General features: G+C 68.6%; 14 protein-coding genes and 1 pseudogene. 12 read left to right on the plus strand and 3 right to left on the minus strand.

Features of this window, described 5'->3' with window-relative positions:
- Positions 1–16 precede the first annotated feature (16 nt).
- Positions 17–1,360, plus strand: a complete 1,344-nt coding sequence (locus tag ACFQBT_RS05640; protein WP_377821028.1) for a DUF2254 domain-containing protein — start codon at positions 17–19, stop codon at positions 1,358–1,360.
- Between the two features lie 9 nt (positions 1,361–1,369).
- Positions 1,370–1,780: a nucleoside-diphosphate kinase gene (ndk, locus tag ACFQBT_RS05645; protein WP_377821029.1), complete on the plus strand. Its 411-nt coding sequence runs from the start codon at positions 1,370–1,372 to the stop codon at positions 1,778–1,780.
- Positions 1,781–1,790: 10 nt separating this feature from the next.
- On the opposite strand, the gene ACFQBT_RS05650 is transcribed toward ndk, so the two are convergent.
- Positions 1,791–2,111 carry a MarR family winged helix-turn-helix transcriptional regulator gene (locus ACFQBT_RS05650; protein ID WP_377821030.1) on the minus strand — a complete coding sequence of 107 codons (321 nt, stop codon included), beginning with the start codon at positions 2,109–2,111 and terminating at the stop codon, positions 1,791–1,793.
- A 260-nt stretch (positions 2,112–2,371) separates the two neighbouring features.
- Here ACFQBT_RS05650 and mreB point away from each other — a divergent pair, with 260 nt between their 5' ends.
- The 7 genes and pseudogenes from mreB to ACFQBT_RS05685 all read left to right on the plus strand — a co-directional run bounded on the left by mreB (position 2,372) and on the right by ACFQBT_RS05685 (position 12,175).
- A complete protein-coding gene (mreB, locus tag ACFQBT_RS05655) occupies positions 2,372–3,376 on the plus strand; it encodes a rod shape-determining protein (protein WP_377821032.1) in 1,005 nt (334 codons plus the stop codon).
- A 20-nt stretch (positions 3,377–3,396) separates the two neighbouring features.
- Positions 3,397–4,179, plus strand: a complete 783-nt coding sequence (gene mreC, locus ACFQBT_RS05660) for a rod shape-determining protein MreC (RefSeq protein ID WP_377821034.1) — start codon at positions 3,397–3,399, stop codon at positions 4,177–4,179.
- Positions 4,180–4,211: 32 nt separating this feature from the next.
- On the plus strand, positions 4,212–4,670 hold the full coding sequence (mreD, locus tag ACFQBT_RS05665; protein WP_377821036.1) for a rod shape-determining protein MreD: 459 nt from the start codon (positions 4,212–4,214) through the stop codon (positions 4,668–4,670).
- Positions 4,667–6,637, plus strand: a complete 1,971-nt coding sequence (locus ACFQBT_RS05670) for a penicillin-binding transpeptidase domain-containing protein (protein ID WP_377821038.1) — start codon at positions 4,667–4,669, stop codon at positions 6,635–6,637. The genes mreD and ACFQBT_RS05670 overlap by 4 nt, the downstream gene beginning before the upstream one ends.
- Before the next feature lie 125 nt (positions 6,638–6,762).
- Positions 6,763–9,125 (plus strand): annotated as a pseudogene (locus tag ACFQBT_RS05675) (phosphoketolase family protein).
- 252 nt (positions 9,126–9,377) lie between these two features.
- The gene (rpsO, locus tag ACFQBT_RS05680; protein WP_377821040.1) at positions 9,378–9,647 is read left to right on the plus strand and encodes a 30S ribosomal protein S15; all 270 of its coding nucleotides are present in this window, start codon (positions 9,378–9,380) and stop codon (positions 9,645–9,647) included.
- A 122-nt stretch (positions 9,648–9,769) separates the two neighbouring features.
- Entirely contained in the window at positions 9,770–12,175 is a 2,406-nt protein-coding gene (locus tag ACFQBT_RS05685) for a polyribonucleotide nucleotidyltransferase (protein WP_377821042.1), read from the plus strand.
- A 34-nt stretch (positions 12,176–12,209) separates the two neighbouring features.
- Here ACFQBT_RS05685 and ACFQBT_RS05690 read toward each other — a convergent pair whose 3' ends face one another.
- Entirely contained in the window at positions 12,210–13,253 is a 1,044-nt protein-coding gene (locus ACFQBT_RS05690; RefSeq protein ID WP_377821044.1) for a VanZ family protein, read from the minus strand.
- Between the two features lie 36 nt (positions 13,254–13,289).
- On the opposite strand from ACFQBT_RS05690, the gene ACFQBT_RS05695 reads away from it, so the two are divergent.
- The 3 genes from ACFQBT_RS05695 to ACFQBT_RS05705 are packed head-to-tail and all read left to right on the plus strand — an operon-like array spanning position 13,290 to position 15,642.
- A complete protein-coding gene (locus tag ACFQBT_RS05695) occupies positions 13,290–14,240 on the plus strand; it encodes a methyltransferase domain-containing protein (protein ID WP_377821046.1) in 951 nt (316 codons plus the stop codon).
- On the plus strand, positions 14,237–14,914 hold the full coding sequence (locus ACFQBT_RS05700; RefSeq protein WP_377821048.1) for a sirohydrochlorin chelatase: 678 nt from the start codon (positions 14,237–14,239) through the stop codon (positions 14,912–14,914). The genes ACFQBT_RS05695 and ACFQBT_RS05700 overlap by 4 nt, the downstream gene beginning before the upstream one ends.
- A complete protein-coding gene (locus ACFQBT_RS05705; RefSeq protein ID WP_377821049.1) occupies positions 14,911–15,642 on the plus strand; it encodes a glutamine amidotransferase in 732 nt (243 codons plus the stop codon). The genes ACFQBT_RS05700 and ACFQBT_RS05705 overlap by 4 nt, the downstream gene beginning before the upstream one ends.
- Here ACFQBT_RS05705 and ACFQBT_RS05710 read toward each other — a convergent pair.
- Positions 15,629–16,540 carry a cytochrome c oxidase assembly protein gene (locus ACFQBT_RS05710; RefSeq protein WP_377821051.1) on the minus strand — a complete coding sequence of 304 codons (912 nt, stop codon included), beginning with the start codon at positions 16,538–16,540 and terminating at the stop codon, positions 15,629–15,631. The two genes, ACFQBT_RS05705 and ACFQBT_RS05710, sit on opposite strands and share 14 nt — an antisense overlap.
- Between the last annotated feature and the right edge of the window lie 9 nt (positions 16,541–16,549).

A 16,549-nucleotide genomic window follows, 5' to 3' on the forward strand; every position in this document is an offset into this window, starting at 1 on the left:
AGGGATACTCGGGCGGGTGGACAACACTTCGCGTTGGCGTGCCCGGGTCGTCGATGGCCTGTCCACGCGGCTCTGGCCGCTTCCTGCTCTCGGTGTCCTGCTGGGGACCATCGCCGGAGTGTTGCTTCCGACGGTCGACTCCGGCCAACTGTCCGGCTGGCCGCGAACACTGATCTTCGAAGGTGACGCCAGCGCCGCCCGGTCGGTCCTGTCGGCGATTGCCAGTTCGTTGGTGTCTGCGGCCACGCTGACCTTCTCGCTGACCGTGGTCGCCTTCCAGCTGGCCAGCAGCCAGGCCTCGCCGCGGTTGTTGCGGCAGTTCTCGCAGGATCGCGCGGTGCAGCTCACGCTGGCCATCTTCCTCGGGACGTTCGCCTTCGCCCTGACCTTGTTGCGGTCGGTCCACGGAGATGTGGTTCCGCGCTTCTCCGTCACGGTCGCCTGCCTGATGACGTTGATCTGCGTCGTAGTGCTGGTGATGTTCCTCGGCCACGTCGCGAGCCTGCTGCGGCTCGAGACGATGATGCGTGATGTCCACGAGACCACGAACCGCACCATCGACGTCGTGTGTTCGCAGGCGAAGGACGCGGATCCGCGTGAGGTCCCCCACCCGCAGGACGGTCAGTTCGTCGCGGTCGTCGAGGCCGAGGACAGCGGCTTCGTGACCGAGATGCGGCGCAGCGCTCTCATCGAGCGCGCCAAGGAGCTCGGCGTCGTCTTCCGGGAGCTGCACCCGGTGGGCGACAGCGTCATCGCCGGTACCCCGTTGCTGCAGTGGTGGTCCACGCAGCCGCACACCCCGGCCGATCCGGACCGTGCTGCCCGGGTCGCGGAGGCCGGACGTGCCGCGGTGGTCCTCGGGTACGAGCGGACCGGCGTCGCCGACGTCGGCTTCGGCCTGCGGCAACTCGTGGACGTCTGCATCAGGGCGCTGTCGCCCGGGGTCAACGATCCGACCACGGCGGTGCACGCTCTCAGCCACATCACGGCCGTTCTCGGCTCGTTGGTCGTCCTTCCGGAGCAGCCGGCGGTCCTCGCCGACGAGGACGGCCGGCCCCGGCTCGTCGTACGCGTCCATGACATCCGCGATCTGCTGCGGCTGGGCTTCGAGCAGCCGCGCCACTACGGCTCCGGCGACCCGCAGGTCGCCGAGCGGCTGCTCACCGCCTGCTGGGAACTGGCCTGGATCGCCCAGGACACCCATCACCTGCCGGCGATCCAGGAGGAGACGCGGCGCACGCTGGACGCCGTCCGCGCGCAGCAGCCGGGACCGGAGCGGTCACGGGAGTACGACGAGCTCGCCGGGCGGGTGTTCGCCCTCGCCGAGGCTGCGGGCGGACCGCCCGCGCTGCGTGGCTAGGGTTGCACCGTGAGTGAACGCACGCTGGTCATTGTCAAACCCGACGGCTACCGCCGCGGCCTGACCGGGGAGGTGCTGCGTCGCATCGAAGCCAAGGGCTACACCCTGGCCGCGCTGACCGTGCAGACCCCGGATCGAGAGCGCCTCGCGCAGCACTACGCCGAGCACGAGGGCAAGCCGTTCTACGAGCCGCTGATCGACTTCATGTCCTCGGGCCCGGCCACGTTCGCCATCGTCGAAGGCCACCGCTGCATCGAGGGTTTCCGGGCGCTCGCCGGCGCCACCGACCCCACGGCTGCCCTGCCGGGCACCATCCGCGGTGACCTCGGTCGTGACTGGGGCGAGAAGGTGCAGGCCAACATCGTGCACGGTTCGGACGCACCGGAGTCCGCAGAGCGCGAGATCGCGATCTGGTTCTGACCGGCTGAGGTCAGCTGCCCAGCGCGTCGTCCAGTCCGGCGATCGCGCGTTCCAGCAGATCGGCCAGCGTCTCCCGCTCGGTCTCGCTGAGCTGCGCGAGCACATCGGACTCGACGACATCGCCGGCCTGGATGGTCTTGCGGAACATCTCCCAGCCCGCCGACGTGAGGGTGACGATCATCCGGGTCCGGTTGGTGGTGTCGGGTGTACGCAGGATCAGCCCCCGCTCGGACATCTTGTCCAACCGGTGGGTCATTGACGACGGTGCGATCGCCAGCGCGGCGGCCAGCGACGACGGCGTGCTGATCGCGTCCTTGGGTGTCGTCGCCAAGCGGGAAATAACCCCCATTCGCCCGCGGACACGTCGAGGTCGACCAATTGGGCGGTGTAGAACTGTGACAGGCGCCGCGTGAGTCCGTGGACCGCCGTGATGACGCGTTGGGTCTGCTCGTTGCCGCCGGCCGCGATGTAGGCGGCGACCTCGGCTTCGTACACCGCCGTGGCGCTGGCGCGCGGCGGTCTGCGCGGGCTCATGGCGCACCATCTTGCCAGTCCCCTCGGGATCCATCGTCGGGCGGTTAGCATTCACCAGTGGCGACGCGGTGGGGATTCGGTGCGGATCTGGCCATCGACCTCGGCACCGCGACCACCGTCATCTACCAGCGCGGCGCAGGAGTGATGCTCGACGAACCCTCGTTGATCGCCACCGATCCCCGCACCGGCGCGCTCCTGGCCGTGGGCCGGGACGGGTACGAGATGCTCGGCCGCGCTCCCGGTCAGGTGCAACTGGTGCGCCCGTTGGTCGGCGGGGTCATCCGGGATCCGGTGGCCGCTGAGCGGATGGTGCGCCACTTGGTGACCTCGCTGCGGCCCTCCCGGATCGTGCGACCGCGGATGGCGGTGGCGTTGCCCGGTCACGTCAGCCCGTTGGAGCGGGCCGCCGTCGAGGACGCGGTCCTGCGCAGCGGTGCCCGGTCGGTCTTCACCGTCGACGGCACGCTGGCTGCGGCCATCGGTGCCGAGGAACAGGTCAGCGGACCGTCGGCGTGCCTCATCGCCGACATCGGCGCCGGCAAGACCGACCTGGCGTTGATCAGCCTGGGCGGGACGGTCGTGGCGCGCACCCTGCCGATCGGCGGCGACACGCTCGACCACGCGATCGTGGAATGGATGACCCGGCAACACCGACTGCTCCTGGGCACCCGGACGGCGGAGGACATCAAGGTCCGGATCGGTTCGGCAGGCGCGAGAGGCCCCGCCGGTCCGATGCGGGTGCGCGGTCGCGACATCGACTCCGGGCTGCCGCGCACCGTGGTCGTCAGCCCGGACGACGTGCGGGAGGCGCTGGCTGCTGCGGTCGCCGAACTGCGCGAGGCGCTCGCGGCGCTGATCGGGCAGGCACCCCCGGAACTCGCCGGCGATCTCGTGGGCGGTGGCCTGACGTTGACCGGGGGAGGCGCGCTCCTGCACGGACTGGCGCAGCACTTGTCCGAGTCGCTGCAGGTCCCGGTCCGGGTCGCCGACAACCCCCGATGGAGTACGGCGCTGGGCGTCGGCCGCTGCGTCGAGGACTTCCGGGGATGCGCTCCATGCTGACCGAAAGTGTGCGCTGAGCGGTGCGACGACCGTCGGCGAGGGCGTGGGTGGGGGTGGCCGCGGCGGCGACCCTGGGTATCGCGGTCGTCGACCAGGCCAGCCCGCACCTGCTCGCACCGGTGCGTGACGTGGCCGCCGACGTGTGGTCGCCGCTGCAACGGGCCGTGGGCACGACCGACGAGCGGGTGCGGACGCTGACCGCCGAGCGGGATGCCGCAACCCGGCAACTGGCCGACGCCCGGCAATGGAGCAGTGACCGCGCTGCGGTCGAGAGGCTGCTCGGCTCGGCTGCCGCCGCCGGTCACACGGTGCGCGCCGCTCAGGTCATCGCGTTCGAAACCAATGCCAGAACCGCTGTCGTGCAACGGATCACGCTGGACGTGGGCAGTAACGACGGAATTCACAGCGACCGCGCCGTGATCAGTGCGGACGGGTTGGTGGGGCGGGTGAGTTCGGTCGCGAAGACCAGTTGCGAAGTCACGTTGGTGACCGACCCCTCGAGTGTGGTGGCCGCACGGGTGGGAAGCGGCGTACTGGCAACGGTGACGGGCAGGTCGCCCACCGGTGTGGCGGCGCACCCGCCCGGCGACGTCAGCGTGGTGGTCGTCGGCGGGGGACAGGTCGCACGCGGCGACCGGGTGACGACGCTCGGCAGCCTCGGTGGCACGCCGTACCCGGCGGGTCTGTCGATCGGAACGGTCACCGGAGTCGACCCGGCGAGTGATACCCGGCCGCCCTCGGCGACCGTTCGGCCTGCAATCGATCTCAGCAGTCTCGACATCGTGGGGGTGCTGACCTCATGAGGCTGTGGCCGCCGGGGTTACGGGCCTGGCGCGTGGCTTTCGCCCTGGTCGGCGTCCTCCTGGCCGGGACGGTGCTGCCCCGCTTCCCGCTGGCACCGGACCTGCTGGCGGTGCTCGTGGTGTCCGTCGGGCTGAGTGCGGGGCCGGTGACCGGTGCCGCGGCGGGCCTGGCTGTCGGTTGGCTGCTGGACCTGGTGCCTCCGGGCGGTCAACCTCTCGGAGCGGGGGCGATCAGCTACCTGCTGGTGGGTCTGCTGGGTGCGGCGTGCGCGCGATGGTGGCGTACGTCGGCACTGGCGCCCGCGCTCATCGCTGCGGCGGCGGCAACCGTGGTCCAGGTGATCCGGCTCCTTGGCCGGGCGGCGCTCGGAGCGCCGTTGCCGATCGGTGCAGCCCTCGGCATCGTCGTGCTGACTGCGCTGCTGGGTGCGCTGCTGCTGCCGCCGCTGGTGGTGTGGCAGCGCCGGCTCGCGGTGCGGCGGTGGGCATGAGGCGAGGATCGGCGGCGCGTCTGGTAGCTGTACTCGCCGTCACTGTCCTGGTCTGTGTGGGCCTGATCCTGCGGCTGGGGCAGGTGCAACTGACCGACGCGACACCGGGCTCGGCGCTGCTCGGGCAGAACGCGACTCGCTCCATCCCGGTGACCGCGCCCCGCGGGCAGATCCAGGCGGCCGACGGCACGGTTCTGGTCGGCAACACCCTGCACCCGGTGCTCACGATCAGCCCCACGGTCCTCGCCGACCAGAGCGACGGCGGGACCGGGCTGCTGAGCCGCGTCGCCGCCCAGCTGCGGGTGCCGGCCACCGATCTGATCGGGCGCAGCAAGGTCTGCGGGACCAAGGGCGCCGCGCCTGTGCCGCGGTGCTTCAGCGCAAGCCCGGTGGCGCCGGTCCCGATCATGGATGACCCGCCGATGACCCAGGTCCTGGGGATGCTCGAGCAACCGGCCACGTTCCCCGGCCTGGCGCTGCAGCAGGTGCCGCAGCGCGATTACCCGCAGGATCACCCGGGCGGTCTGAACGTCGCGCAGGTGCTGGGATACCTGGGTTCGGTGGACCGGGAGGAGCTGGCGGCAGACCCCCGCTTGACCGCGCAGGACGTGGTGGGTCGCGCCGGTCTGGAGCGCACCTACAACGCCGCACTGCAGGGCACACCGGGCACGATCACCTACGCCGTCGACGACCGGGGACTGCCGATTTCCGTTGCGGCACAGACCGCCCCGGTGCAGGGCGATACCGTGCGCACCCATCTGATCCCCGCCGTCCAGCAGCGGTCGGAGGCAGCATTGGCTGCGGGTCTGGCCAAGGCCAAGGCGCCCGCCGGCGCTGTCGTGGTGCTCGACGCCACCGACGGCGGCGTCGTGGCGATGAGCAGCCAGCCGACGTACGACCCGGCGGTATGGACCGGCGGTATCTCCCAGGCGGAGTACACCAAGATCAGCAACGCCCTGCCCAACCGGGCGATCTCGCAGGTGCAGCCGCCGGGATCGACGTTCAAGGCGGTCACCTTGCCCGGGGCGATCGCGGCGGGTGTCGACCCTTCAGGGACCTATTCGTGTCCATCGTCGGTGCGCATCGGCAACCGCGACTTCACCAACTTCGAGTCGGAGTCCTACGGCTCGATCTCGATGACGACGGCGCTGGAGGTGTCCTGCGACACCGTGTTCTACCGGTGGGCCTATCAGCAATGGCAGAAGGAGGGTGGTCTGGCCGCATCCGCTTCGACAACAAGTCCGTTCGCGGTTTCGGCCCGGGACTTCCGCCTCGGGCAACAGACCGGTGTCGACCTCCCGGCCGAGGCGGCCGGTCTGATCCCGGACCGGGCGTGGAAGGTGGCGCAGTGGGAGCAGACCAAGACTCAGGTCTGCGAGCGGGCGGCCAAGGGGTACCCGGAAATCACCGACAAGGCCCGCGCGGCCTACCTGACCGCGGTGGCGAAGGAGAACTGCGCGGCGGGCTACCAGTGGCAGCCAGGTGACGCGGTCAACTTCGTGATCGGGCAGGGCTCGGTGTCGGTGACGCCGTTGCAGATGGCCGTGGCCTACGGCGCGATCGCGAACGGTGGCACGCTGTGGCAGCCGCATGTGGCCGCCGCCACGATCTCGGCGGCCGGTAAGACCCGGCCGGTGGCCGCGGTGAAGACCGGCTCGGTGGGATTGACAGCACCCGCTCGGACCACCCTGGAGACCGGGCTGTGCGAGGTGACCGGCGGCAGCCGGGGTACGGCGTTCGCGGCCTTCCGGGGGTTCGACCTGGAAAGCTACCGGGTGTGCGGGAAGACCGGCACCGCAGAGGTTTTCGGCAAGCAGCCCACGTCCTGGTTCGTGTCCTACGGGCCGAAGACCGCCGACGGTCGCCAGTATGTCGTGGCGGTGATGCTGGAGCAGGCGGGTACCGGTGCGGACGCCGCGGCCCCTGTGGCGCGGCAGATCTGGGACGTGCTGCGCACGCTGGGTTGATGGTCGCCAACTGTTCACGCGGCGTACGTCAATCCCTCTTTTGAGGGCGCACCCGCACGGTGGTGTCGGGCTACGTTGGGTTTGCACGAACACATGGGTTCATCCTTCAGGGCCGGGAGGCACAGATGACTGACACCAGCACCGCACCGCTGAGCGACGAACAACTGCAGTTGATCGATGCGTATTGGCGGGCAGCCAACTATCTGTCGGTGGGGCAGATCTACCTGCTGGACAATCCGTTGCTGCGCGAGCCCTTGAAGCCCGAACACGTCAAGCCGCGCCTGCTCGGCCACTGGGGAACGACGCCGGGTCTGAACATCATCTACGCGCACATGAACCGGTTGATCAAGGAGCGCGACCTCGACGTCATCTATCTGGCCGGTCCGGGTCACGGCGGACCCGGCCTGGTGGCCAACACCTACCTCGAGGGGACTTACTCGGAGTTCTACTCGGCGATCGGGAAGTCAGAGGATGGCATCCGAAAACTGTTCCGGCAGTTCAGTTTTCCCGGCGGCATCCCCAGCCACGTCGCTCCGGAGACCCCCGGCTCCATCCACGAGGGCGGCGAGTTGGGCTACTCGCTGGTGCACGCCTACGGCGCAGCCTTCGACAACCCGGACCTGATCGCACTGTGCGTCATCGGCGACGGGGAAGCAGAGACCGGCCCGCTGGCCGCGAGCTGGCACTCCAACAAGTTCCTGGATCCCGCCCAGGACGGCGCGGTGCTGCCGATCCTGCACCTGAACGGCTACAAGATCGCCAACCCGACGGTGCTGGCGCGCATCCCGGAGTCGGAGCTGACCGAGCTGCTGAAGGGGTATGGCTACGAGCCCATCTTCGTCACCGGCGACGAACCGGCATCGGTACACCAGCAGTTGGCCGCGGCCCTGGAGAAGTCGGTCGATCAGATCCACGCCATCCAGGCCCATGCCCGTGAGGGCCACGAGGGGAGCGTCCCGCCTGGCCGGCGATCGTGATGAACACCCCGAAGGGCTGGACCGGTCCGAAGGTGGTCGACGGCCTGCCGGTCGAGGGCACCTGGCGTGCGCACCAGGTGCCGCTGGCCGAGACCCGCACGAACGCGGAGCACCGTGCCCAGCTCGAGGAGTGGATGCGCTCCTACAAGCCTGAAGAATTGTTCACCGAAGACGGTGCGCTGATCGAATCCCTCGCCGCGCTGGCGCCGGAGGGGGACCGACGCATGGGTGCCAACCCGCACGCCAACGGCGGCGAGCTGTTGCGGGACCTGGTGCTGCCGGACTTCCGGGACTACGGCGTCCAGGTCGAGCGGCCGGGAGTGACCATCAGCGAGGCGACCAAGGTGCTCGGCACCTGGTTGCGCGACGTGATCCGGATGAACCCGGACAACTTCCGCATCATGGGGCCGGACGAAACCGCATCCAACCGCTTGCAGGCGGTGTTCGAAGCGACCGACCGGGCCTGGGAAGCATCCACCCTGCCCACCGATGAGCATCTCGCGCCGAACGGCCGCGTGATGGAGGTCTTGTCCGAGCACCTGTGCCAGGGCTGGCTGGAGGGGTACCTGCTGACCGGCAGGCACGGACTCTTCAACTGCTACGAGGCGTTCATCCACATCGTCGACGCGATGTTCAACCAACACGCGAAGTGGCTCAAGACCACCGACTCGATCCCCTGGCGACGGCCCATCGCGTCGCTCAACTACCTTCTCTCCTCACACGTCTGGCGCCAGGACCACAACGGCTTCAGTCACCAGGACCCCGGTTTCATCGACCACGTCGTCAACAAGAAGGCGGAGGTCGTGCGGGTCTACCTCCCGCCGGACACCAACACGTTGCTGTCGGTTGCCGACCACTGCCTGCGGTCCCGGCAGTACGTCAATGTGGTCGTCGCCGGCAAGCAACCCGCGCTGACCTACCTGTCGATGGACGAGGCCATCGCGCACTGCACCCGCGGACTGGGCATCTGGGAGTGGGCGTGCAACACCCGCGAAGAGCCCGACGTGGTGATCGCCAGCGCCGGGGACATTCCGACGCTGGAGGCGCTCGCGGCCGTGGACCTGCTGCGGCAGCACCTGCCTGATCTCAAGGTCCGTTTCATCAACGTCGTGGACATGATGCGGCTCCAACCGGACACCGAGCACCCGCACGGCATGAACGACCGCGATTTCGATGCTCTTTTCACCAAGGACAAGCCGGTTATCTTCGCCTACCACGGCTACCCGTGGCTGGTGCACCGCCTGACCTATCGGCGTACGAACCACAACAACATCCACGTGCGGGGCTACAAGGAGGAGGGGACCACGACCACGCCGTTCGACATGGTGATGTTGAACGACCTGGATCGCTTCCACCTGGTGATGGACGTGATCGACCGGACCCCCGGCTTGGGATCGACGCAGGCGGTGCTGCGTCAGGAGATGTCCGATGCGCGGTTGGCGGCGCGCGCCTACACCCGGGAGCACGGCGAGGACGACCCCGAGATCAGCGGGTGGTCCTGGCCCGGCTGATCAGGTCTGGTTGGTCCTTGAACTCAGGTTTGCGCGGGTTGTCGACAGACGCGCGGGTTACAGCCCGCGCGAACGTGGACAACCCGCGCGAACGTGGACAACCCGCGCGGATCGGGTCTCCGCCGCCGATTCGGTCGGTGCGCGCGCCGCTGGTAGCCTGGTATCGCCGTACAACCGGCCGCGGATCAAGAGCGCCCTGGTGGACATGCCCAGGTGCACCGCGCAACCGAGCACAGAAGGAGTCGCCCGACCATGCCGTTGGACACCGCCACCAAGGCCAGGATCATTTCCGAATACGGGACCAAAGAGGGCGACACCGGTTCGCCCGAGGTGCAGATCGCGATGCTCACGCAGCGCATCTCCGACCTGACCGAGCACTCCCGTCAGCACCCGCACGACCACCACAGCCGCCGCGGCCTGCTGCTGCTGGTCGGCCAGCGCAAGCGTCTGCTGCGCTACCTGGAGTCCGTTGACGTCGAGCGTTACCGCTCGCTCATCAAGCGACTGGGTCTGCGTCGCTGAATTCACAGAGTTACGACCGAGAGGCGGTCACCCACCGGGTGGCCGTCTCTTCGGCGTATGTAGGAAGCCCGCGCACAACGATGATGTGCGGTCTGAGCAGAGAAACAAGAAGAGGAGGGCCCATGGAGGGTCCAGAAATCACGTTCGCTGAAGCCGTCATCGACAATGGCGACTTCGGCACCCGCACGGTGCGGTTCGAGACCGGCCGTCTGGCCAAGCAGGCCGCTGGTGCGGTCCTGTGCTACTTGGACGATGAGACGTCCTTGCTGTCGACGACGGCCGCGGGCAAGCAGCCCAAGGACCAGTTCGACTTTTTCCCCCTGACCGTCGACGTCGAGGAGCGGATGTACGCCGCGGGCAAGATCCCGGGCAGCTTCTTCCGTCGTGAGGGTCGCCCCTCGACCGACGCGATCCTGACCTGCCGGTTGATCGACCGGCCGCTGCGCCCGGCCTTCGTGAAGGGTCTGCGCAACGAGGTCCAGGTCGTCATCACCGTCTTGTCGCTGAACCCCGACCACCAGTACGACGTGCTGGCCATCAACGGCGCTTCGGCGTCGACGCAGATCTCGGGTCTGCCGTTCTCCGGCCCGATTGGTGCGACCCGGGTGTCGCTCATCGACGGCCAGTGGGTGGCGTTCCCGAACTTCTCCGACATCGAGCGCTCGACCTTCGACATGGTCGTGGCCGGTCGCATCGTCGGTGACGACGTCGCGATCATGATGGTCGAGGCCGAGTCCACGGAGTCGACCTGGGACCTGGTCAAGAACCAGGGCAAGCAGGCTCCGACCGAGGAGATCGTTGCGCAGGGTCTGGAAGCAGCCAAGAAGTTCATCCGCGTGCTGTGCGAGGCGCAGCAGCAGCTGGCGTCGCAGGCCGCGAAGCCGGTGCAGGAGTTCCCGCTGTTCCTGGACTACCAGGACGACGTCTACGAGGCCGTCGAGAAGGACGCCTCCGAGCAGGTCGCCGCTGCGCTCACCATCGCCGGCAAGCAGGACCGCGAGGAGAAGCTGGACGAGCTGAAGGACGCCCTGAAGGCTGAACTGGCCGGTGAGGGCAAGCGTTTCGAGGGCCGGGAGAAGGAAGTTTCTGCGGCCTACCGTTCGGTGCAGAAGAAGCTGGTCCGCGAGCGCATCCTGCGCGACAAGGTCCGCATCGACGGTCGTGGGCTGGCGGACATCCGCGCCCTGTCCGCCGAGGTCGAGGTGCTCCCGCGGGTGCACGGTTCGGCGATCTTCGAGCGCGGGGAGACCCAGATCCTGGGTGTCACCACGCTGAACATGCTGCGCATGGAGCAGCAGCTGGACACGTTGTCGCCGGTGACGCGCAAGCGCTACATGCACAACTACAACTTCCCGCCGTACTCCACCGGTGAGACCGGCCGCGTGGGCTCGCCCAAGCGCCGCGAGATCGGCCACGGTGCACTTGCCGAGCGTGCTCTGGTGCCGGTGCTGCCGACGCGTGAGGAGTTCCCCTACGCGATCCGTCAGGTGTCCGAGGCGCTGAGCTCCAACGGCTCGACCTCGATGGGTTCGGTGTGTGCCTCGACGCTGTCGCTGCTGAACGCGGGTGTGCCGCTGCGCGCACCGGTCGCCGGTATCGCGATGGGTCTGGTCTCGGCGCAGCTCGACGGCCAGACGCAGTACGCCGCGTTGACCGACATCCTGGGCGCCGAAGATGCCTTCGGCGACATGGACTTCAAGGTGGCCGGCACCCGCGAGTTCGTCACCGCGATCCAGTTGGACACCAAGCTCGACGGCATCCCCGCCGACGTGCTGGCCGGTGCTCTGACCCAGGCGCGCACCGCGCGTCTGCACATCCTGGACGTGATGAACGAGGCCATCGACGCACCCGATGAGATGTCGCCGTACGCCCCGCGCGTCATCAGCGTCACCGTCCCGGTCGACAAGATCGGTGAGGTCATCGGCCCGAAGGGCAAGATGATCAACCAGATCCAGGACGACACCGGCGCGGACATCTCGATCGAGGACGACGGCACCATCTACATCGGTGCGACCGACGGTCCCTCGGCCGAGGCGGCGCGGGCCGCGATCAACGCGATCGCCAACCCGCAGATGCCGGAGATCGGCGAGCGCTTCCTGGGCACCGTGGTCAAGACCACGACGTTCGGCGCGTTCGTCTCGTTGCTGCCCGGCAAGGACGGTCTGCTGCACATCTCCGAGGTGCGCAAGTTGGTCGGCGGCAAGCGGATCGACGCCGTCGAGGATGTCCTCAAGGTCGGCCAGAAGGTCCAGGTCGAGCTCAAGGAGATCGACCCGCGCGGCAAGCTATCGCTGGGTGTCGTGGAGGAGAACGCTCCGGCCGCTGACGCGCCTGCGCAGGCTGCTCCCGCCGAGGAGCCCGAGACCGGCGAAGCGTCCAATGACGTTGCGCCGGAGGACGCTTCGGACTCCTCTGACGAGCGAGGCGAGCGTCGCCCGCGTAACCGTCGCCGTCGCGGCGGTGGCAACCGCAACCGCGGTGAAGGTGAGCAGTCCGGCGATGCGCCGGTGAGCGCCGACGCCGAGTAACTGATCGACGTACGCCGAGTGGCCCGGTTCCCCCTCAGGGGAGCCGGGCCTCTTCGGTCAGGGCGCGGGCGTCGCGCACGCGGTGACCGCCCAGCCCGGGCAGGCCGCTGTGGTCTCCGCGCCAGATGGCAACGACGCAAACCAGTGCGAACACGACACCCAGCAGCGGGCCGTAGGGCAGCAGGGTCAACACCAGATATCCGCCGATACCGCCGAAGAACCGGATGAGCCGCTGGCCGACGCCGAGTTCGCCGAAACGGATCTCCACGGCGTAGTCGCCCACCGTGCGCCCGGTCATCAGCACGAGGATCACGAAGAGGGCTACGGTCCCGAAATCGCCGATGGTACTGGCCACTTCACCCGAGCGAACTGCCGATTCGGCATGCATCGCGTACCGCAGCACCAGCTGGGTCGCGACGGAGAGCAGGATGCTGGCGATCGTGACCGTCATCAGATCGCAGACCATGCCGACCAGACGGCGCCCGCGCGTGACCGGGCGCGGCTGATGCACCACCGCGGGATCGATCAGGCGGCGATGGAAGGGCAGCGCGAGCAGCGAACCGATTACGGCACCAGTGGTATTCGTCAACATGTCGTCGACGTCGAACACCCGGTAGGCGCAGGGATATAGCCCCCAGACCCCGGTGCCCTGGGTGCACTCGATGAAGACGGAGGTGCCGAGCCCGATCAGGAAGGCGACCACCACGCCTCGGCGTGCGACGAACCGCACGAAGAAGCCCAGCGGCACGAAGAGGGCCACGTTGAACACCAGTTGCAGCACGGCAGGATCGGTCAGCGGATGACCGCGAGACACTGCTCCACGGATGTCGTCGACGAACGCGGTGATGCGCAGGTTGCGGCCGGCGCATTGCAGCGTGTCGGGGTCCGGCAGTGGCAGCAGGGTGAACACCCAGATGGCGAAGAAGTAGACCAGTACGGCCAGATAAATCAGAACCGTCCGAAGACTCAGCGTCCCCAGCCGGCGGTAACTGAACCACACGAACGGCACGAACAGTGCGACCGAGACCACAACTCCAAGTGCGATAGCGATCGCTGCGAGCGCGGCCTGGTCGTGCACGTCGGCGAGTTTACGGGCGGGGCTTAGGCTGAACGGGTGCCTGAGGACAACCGTGCGATTCTGACGTGCGCGGTGGGTTTCGAGGATCTGCTGCGCGGCGACCTGATGGAGCAGTACGCCGTCCGGTCCCGTCAGATGAGCCCCGGTGAAGTGTCCGCCGAGCAGCTTCCGCCCCGGCTCAACACGATGATCGACACCGTGGCTGTGCCCTGGGACGGTGACCCGGCGAACTTGCCGTCCATCGTGTCGCCGCACGTGCCCACCGTGTCCGGGTTCCGGGTGCAGTCCGCCGACCCAGCCGCGCGCGACGAACTGATCGACTCGGTCGCCGCAGCTACGGGGTGGGTCAACCGGCCCGGCGCGTGGCAGGTCAATCTGGATCCGGCTCGCGGCAGGGTCGAGATCGGGCCGCTGGCGTGGGCGGCCCGGTTCGGCCGCATGCGTCGACTTCCGGCCACCACCCCGCCGCCCGTCGCCGCCGGATTGTTGCGCCTGGCGAAGCTCAAACCCGGGATGACGTTGCTGGATCCGTGCGGGGGAGTGGCGACCGTGCCGATCGTCGACGCGATCGAGCGCCCCGATGGGCACGGCTGGTCGATTGATGCCGACCCGGCCGCTGTCGCCGACGCGGCCGCCAACGTCGCCGAGCGCGACCTGATCGATCGGATCGACGTACGCCGAGGGGACGCCGCCGCACTCGACCTGCCTGATCTGTCGGTGGACCGAGTGGTGTGCGACCTGCCGTTCGGAAAGAAGGTCGGCTCCAACCAGGAGAACCGGGTGTTGTATCCCGCGATCCTGCGCGAAGTGGAGCGGGTGCTCACCCCCGACGGTCGCGCGGTCCTGCTGACCGACGACAAACGCTTCTTCGAGCAAGCGGTGCAGCGCGCTCGAGGGTTGAAGGTCGTGGCCGAGCGGGTCGTGCGCTACAACAAGGTCACCCCCACCGCCTATGTCGTGCGCCGCAGCCGGAGGCCGAAACGATGACGCCTCCGGTGCTGGTCCTGTGCGCGCACGGGACCGCCAATCCTCAGGGGCAACAGGTGTTTTCGGCCCTGTATGCCGCGGTCCGCGACCTACGGCCGGATCTGCGGGTCGAATTGGCCTTCGTTGACGTGCAACAACCCTCGGTGGTGGACGTCGTGGCGCACTGGGCGCCGGTGGCGCCCGAAGTGGTAGTGGTCCCCGTCCTGCTCGCAACCGGCTATCACGTACAGGTGGACATCGCAGAGGCGGTCGCTCCGTTCGGAAACACCCGCAGCACAGCCCCGCTCGGCCCCGACCCGGTCCTGTCGGACATCCTGGCCGAGCGCGTCGAGCAAGCCGGAGTCGCGCCAGGAGACGTTCTGGTCGTGGCGGCGGCCGGATCGAGCCGGCCGGAGGCACGGGAAGCACCCGAGCAGGCGGCTCGCGAATTGGCGCAGCGCCTGCGCCGAACGGTCACCGTGGGCTATGGCGCCTCCGCCCAGCCGACGGTGCCCGACGCGGTTCGAGCAGCCCGCCCGCAGGCCGGGCGCGTGGTCCTGGCGTCATACCTGTTGGCACCAGGGCATTTCCACGACAAGCTGCACGATGCTGGCGCCGACCTGGTCACCGACCCGCTGGGAGCGGACCCGCGGTTGGCTCAGCTGATCGTGCGCCGCTTCGAGGAAGCCCGGTGAAACCGTTCCTGCTGCTCGGTGTCCGACCCGAACAAGCCGCTGCGGACGACGAATACGCCGCGTTTGCCCGGTTCACCGGTTTGGGCACCGACCTACAGCGGCACCCCGTCGATCGGGAACCGTTCAGCCGCGACCCGCGGGACTACGCCGGAATCATCATCGGCGGCAGCCCATTCAACGTCAGCGACACGGACAAGTCACCGAACCAGCAGCGTGTCGAAGACGATCTGAACCGGGTCGTCGATGTCGCTCTCGAGCAACGGATTCCGCTCCTTGGCGCGTGCTACGGGCTGGGCCTGATCGCCCGTCACGAGGGCGGGGCGGTCGACGCCGAGTTCGGGGAGCAGATCGCCGCGGTGCCGGTATCACTGACCGATGCCGGCCGTGCGGACCCGGTCTTCGGCGGTCTACCCGAGGTATTCAACGCCATCGTCGGGCACAAGGAAGCGGTGTCCACGCCGCCCCCGGACAGCGTCGTTCTCGCGGGCTCGCCGGGCGCGCCCGTCCAGGCGCTACGAGTCGGCCGCGCCGCCTACGCGACGCAGTTCCACCCCGAACTCGACGCTGACGGTTTGCTGGTGCGGATGACGACGTATCGCGACGCCGGCCACTTCGATCCGCAGGAGGCGGACGCGATCATGGCGCTGGCCCGAAACACCGACGTCACCCATCCGCCGCAGATCCTGCGCCGGTTCGTCGCGTTCGCCAGGAGTTTCAGTCCTGCTTGAACCGGTGCGCGAAGCGCGGGTCGTCCAGCCACCACGGCCGGTCGGTCTCCGGTTCGTCGGGGTCGTCGCTGACCGGTCGGATCGCATCCAGCACCAGATCGACCCGCGCTGCCTGCCGCTCGTCGTGTCGCATCCACTGCGCGAACAGGATTGCGATCATGGGCAGTCCGATGGATTCAGCGGTCGCCAGCAGTGCGCCGCCGGCCCACCTCTGTTGCAGGTGCGGGTCGGCGCCCGCACGTGAGAAGCCGGGGAATCGCGGCATCAGCAGGGTCGTCGTGGTCATGACGACGATGCCGGGGATGGCGTCGACGAGACCGTCGCCGAGAGCGATCAGCGTCCGCACCGGCGGCGTCGCCCATTGCGGCAGCACGCCCTCCTCGAGTAGCGGCAGTGAGAAGACCAGACCCACGATGAGCATGTGCAACACGAGGATGACGCCGACCGCCCCGGAGTCCAACGCCGCCTGCCCGTACCCGGTCAGGAAGACCGCGAGAATGCCTGCAGCATCAACGATCACGGCGAGCAGCGGAAAGGTCACCAGCCGCGCGAGACGTCCGGTGAACAGGCGTTGCCAGCCCATCAACCGCACCGGGTCGCCCAGCGCCAGCGCCACGGGGGTGACCGTCCCCAGCACCGACACGTGCAGGGCGAACATCCACAGGTACGCCGATCGCAGACTTCCGATCGGACCGCACGTCGCGTAGAGCAGACTGCCGATCCCGAGCAGCAGATAGGCCGCGGTGCGCCACGCCGGCCACGCGGTCCCGGCCCGGTGGGCACGGACCAGGCCCACGGCGTACGTGATGCTCAGCGCCAGGGCCAGCACGACGCCGACGGCCCCCACCGCGTCGAATGACCACGAGGTCAGCCAGGCGGAGGGGGCCGGTGCGTTCACGGCGGTGAT

This window comes from Branchiibius cervicis, assembly GCF_042661605.1.
In the GTDB taxonomy this organism is placed as follows: Bacteria; Actinomycetota; Actinomycetes; order Actinomycetales; family Dermatophilaceae; genus Branchiibius; species Branchiibius cervicis.